General features: G+C 37.5%; 3 protein-coding genes and 1 pseudogene. 3 read left to right on the forward strand and 1 reads right to left on the reverse strand.

Translation table 11 applies throughout. From position 1 onward, the window contains the following. From ACY651_RS09080 to ACY651_RS09090, 3 genes and pseudogenes are all read left to right on the forward strand, one after another. Nucleotides 1-1,119, forward strand: a 1,119-nt coding sequence (locus ACY651_RS09080; protein ID WP_462251889.1) for an exo-beta-N-acetylmuramidase NamZ family protein, incomplete at its 5' end; no start/stop codon positions are given. A gap of 287 nt (nt 1,120-1,406) precedes the next feature. Further along, complete coding sequence (locus tag ACY651_RS09085) at nt 1,407-1,646, forward strand: DUF433 domain-containing protein (RefSeq protein ID WP_462251891.1); 240 nt, start codon at nt 1,407-1,409, stop codon at nt 1,644-1,646. 198 nt (nt 1,647-1,844) lie between these two features. Continuing rightward, nucleotides 1,845-2,462 (forward strand): annotated as a pseudogene (locus ACY651_RS09090) (KilA-N domain-containing protein). A 503-nt stretch (nt 2,463-2,965) separates the two neighbouring features. On the opposite strand, the gene ACY651_RS09095 reads toward ACY651_RS09090, so the two are convergent. Next, entirely contained in the window at nt 2,966-3,730 is a 765-nt protein-coding gene (locus tag ACY651_RS09095; protein WP_462251893.1) for an oxygenase MpaB family protein, read from the reverse strand. Nucleotides 3,731-3,921 lie beyond the last annotated feature (191 nt).

The raw sequence follows: 3,921 nt of genomic DNA on the forward strand, positions 1-3,921 counted from the left end.
AAAACAGGTGCTGAGCAAACAGGTAAATATGTGCCTTATCTAAAAGGAAAAAGAGTAGCTATATTGGCCAACCAAACCACCATCATTAATAAAACGCATTTGGTAGATAGTTTGAAAAGCCTTGGCATTAATATAGTAAAAGTGTTTGGGCCCGAACATGGTTTTCGTGGTAATGCAAGTGCCGGCACAGAAGTTGCCGATGAAACTGATATTGCAACGGGCATACCTGTAATTTCGTTGTATGGTAATAAAAACAAACCTACCAAAAAAGACCTTGCTAATGTTGACCTGGTAATTTATGATTTGCAGGATGTAGGTTGCCGCTTTTATACCAACATTAATGCTTTATCCCGTTTAATGGAAGCCTGTTTCGAAAACGGTAAGGAGCTGCTCATTTTAGACAGGCCTAATCCCAATGCATATTTTATTGATGGCCCTATACTGGATATGAAATTCAGATCCGGTATCGGTATGTTTCCGCTGCCGATAGCTCATGGGTTAACTGTTGGTGAGTTTGCACAAATGGCAAATGGCGAAGGATGGCTTACTGATAAAGTAAAATGTAAACTTAAAATTATTAACGTGGCTAACTATAATCACGACATGCCCTATATTTTGCCGGTAAATCCATCGCCTAATTTAAATACGCCACAATCTATTTTGCTCTACCCTTCTACCTGTTTGTTTGAAGGCACTTATCTCAATCATGGCCGTGGTACTTATTTTCCCTTTACTGTAATAGGCAGCCCGAAGCTGAAAGGGAAATACGAATACCATTTTACGCCAACAAGTATTAAGGGCATGGCAGAAACGCCGCTGTTTATGAATGAGGTTTGTTATGGCCTTGACCTGCGTAATTACGATGTTGAGCTGTTGAGAAAAAATAAAAAGATTAACCTGCAATGGATGATGGAACTTTATAAAGCTTCTCCTTACAAAGAAAAATTTTTTAACTCCAGCCTGAGCAGAGAAATGGGTGTTATTGAAAGATTAACTGGTTCTGGTTTGTTCAGACAGCAGATTATTGATGGTATATCTGAAAGAGAAATTCGTGAAAGCTGGGAGCCAGGCTTAAGCAACTATAAAGTGATGAGGAAAAAATATTTGCTTTATCCATGATGGATTATACTTTTTGGCGGGTAAAAATCTTTTTACCGTTGATTTCTATGCAGCGTTGGCAATGTGCCAAGTATACCAACAACACAGCCCGAAGCCCACTCCTAAAATAAAAGCAACCATATTAAAACTGTGTATTTAAATTTACTGCAACTTTCGTTTCTCACATTGTTTGTATGCTAACGCTGCATTTGCTCAGCTGCATACCACAATGGCATCTTTTTTTCACTACCTCTATTGTAAGCAAATTTCAAACGGTTACAATTGAAGATTTTTCATAAATTTATGCCATGGATATAAGAGACCTTATAACAATTGATAATGAAATATTAGGCGGACAAACTGTTTTTAAAGGAACCCGTGTTCCGGTAGAATCTTTGTTTGATCATCTTGAAGCTGGTATTTCTTTAGATGATTTTTTAGAGGATTTTCCTACTGTAAGTAAACAACAGGCGATTGCACTATTAGATTGGGCTAACAGATTATTGAACACAAAAAATTTAGACCAACTTTATGCGGCTGTTGCTTGATGAAAATTTGCCTAAACGTTTAAAAATTGATTTCCCTTTCGCCGCTGTTGGTATTCCGCTTCAATATAAAACACATTGAAGTTACCGTCATTAAAATATATAACTAATTCATTTTTGTTATCTTCATACCCAGGTACTTTATACAAGTAAACAGCCGCTACTTAATATTATAGACATGCTATAAATAACAAAACAGCAATGGCCAAAGATAAAAAGATAACGATAGAGGGAACAGTAATTTCGGTTATTGTTCAACAGGAAGATGACTATATTTCTCTTACTGATATGGCGAGAAGCCAGTTACAAGAAATTGTAATTATTAAATGGTTAAGCCTGAAGAGCACTATTGAATATCTTGGTGAATGGGAAGCGCTGTACAACCCTGGTTTTAATTATACCGAATTCGGTACAATTAAAAATGCAGCCGGCAGCAACAACTTTGTTTTATCTGTTTAACAATGGCTTGAAGCTACTGGCACCACAGGCATTACTGCAAAAGCAGGCCGATATGGTGGCACCTATGCACATAAAGACATTGCTTTTCATTTTGGTATGTGGATAAGCCCAAAGTTTCAGCTACTGATGGTAAAAGAGTATCAGCGGCTTAAAGCAGATGAAAACAACCGCTTGCAGTTAGAATGGAATTTACAAAGGACTTTAGCCAAAGTAAATTACAGGATACATACGGATGCCATCAAAGAGATGATTATCCCCAAATTAGTGGGGCAAAAAGAAACTTCGTTGGTATATGCCAGCGAAGCGGATTTACTAAACGTGGCTCTTTTTGGTAAAACTGCCCAGCAATGGCGGGCATAAAACCCAGGCATTACGGGTAATATCAGGGACGAAGCCTCTATTGAACAATTGGTGGTACTCTCCAATATGGAAAGTATTAATGCTGTATTAATACATAATGAATTAAGCCAGGCCGAAAGATTAATACAACTAAATCAAATGGCTATTAAGCAAATGAAATCACTTTTGCAAAATCCAGCTATTAAGAAATTACAATAAGATGCCTCACTGCATAAATCTTCGCATTTAGCTTCTTGTAACCCACGAAGAATAAACTTATATGACAAAACTGTTTGCTTTAATTGGTATTCTTCCACACCAATCTCCGCTCCCTTCCTAGCCGTTGTTGAGTCTTATTGACCAACAACGAATAATCCAAAAATATTGTAACTAAAAAAAGCATTTCTCCTTTCGCCACAATCGGCAGCTTTACAGTACATTGTTGATGAAAAAAGACACCCCAATGGCGGATATCATAGCAAAGCTAAATGCAATGAATGTTTTAAGTAAAATCAACACCAGTTTCAATCCGGCTCCACATCCAGTTCATTGATCTGATCTTTATAATCGGAAGGCAGAAGGATATTTTTTAAAAGCCAGTCCATCTTCATCAGCCGGCTTACTTTATACAATGGCACAACAGGCGTAAGCAAAGAAAAATCACTAAACTGCAACAATTTTTTTACGCTGTCGGGCACTACTAATTTCTGCCCTTCTATCAAAACTTTAAAACGCATTGCACCCAGGTGCTTTTTATATTGTTTAAAAAGATCTGCCGTGTAAGTACTCTTTTGCAGGTCTTCTATTAAATGTGCTTGTCTAACAGGCAGCCATGCGGTATAAGTAAGAGGTAAATCTTTTAAGCCCATCCTTGCACCCACCCTGTAAAAAACATGATGCACTTCTTCCTTCTCTTCATCGCTTAATTTTTTTTCTAAAAGCTCGTACGATGCAATGGAATAATGGATGAGCATGAAAAGCACATCACGGTAAGCCCAGTCGGGTATGGCAGCACCACGGTTTTGCTCCACGGCAGTATGTATTTGCCGCATGGTATCAATGGCTTTATTAGCTTCCTCCATTGATGAAAAAACAATTTTTCTTGCATACCTCACTGTAGAAAACAGGCGGCCCAACGGATCGGCAGGTAATTTACCGGTAAAGTAAAGCCAGTCCACTGCTTTATTAAGCGCAAATTCTGCAGCAGCACCTGCAAAAATAAAAAGTATGGTGTCGCTCTTGCCCCATATCTTTCTTACAATTGATTTTTTTTCAACAAAGTATTGCATAAGGTAAAATTGCTTGCTGCTAAGTTACGCATCGTTCCAGCGTTTCACAACCCTTATCTTCTCTACCAACATTATGCAAAATAATTTTAATTACCAATAGTTTTCATTTAGTACCTATTTTTGAAAAAAAATAAAATGGCAACAACAAAAATTACCGTTAACAATAACGGCTCTTTAAAAATTGAAGGCGA

The organism is Ferruginibacter sp., assembly GCF_031391665.1.
Classification (GTDB): Bacteria; Bacteroidota; Bacteroidia; order Chitinophagales; family Chitinophagaceae; genus Ferruginibacter.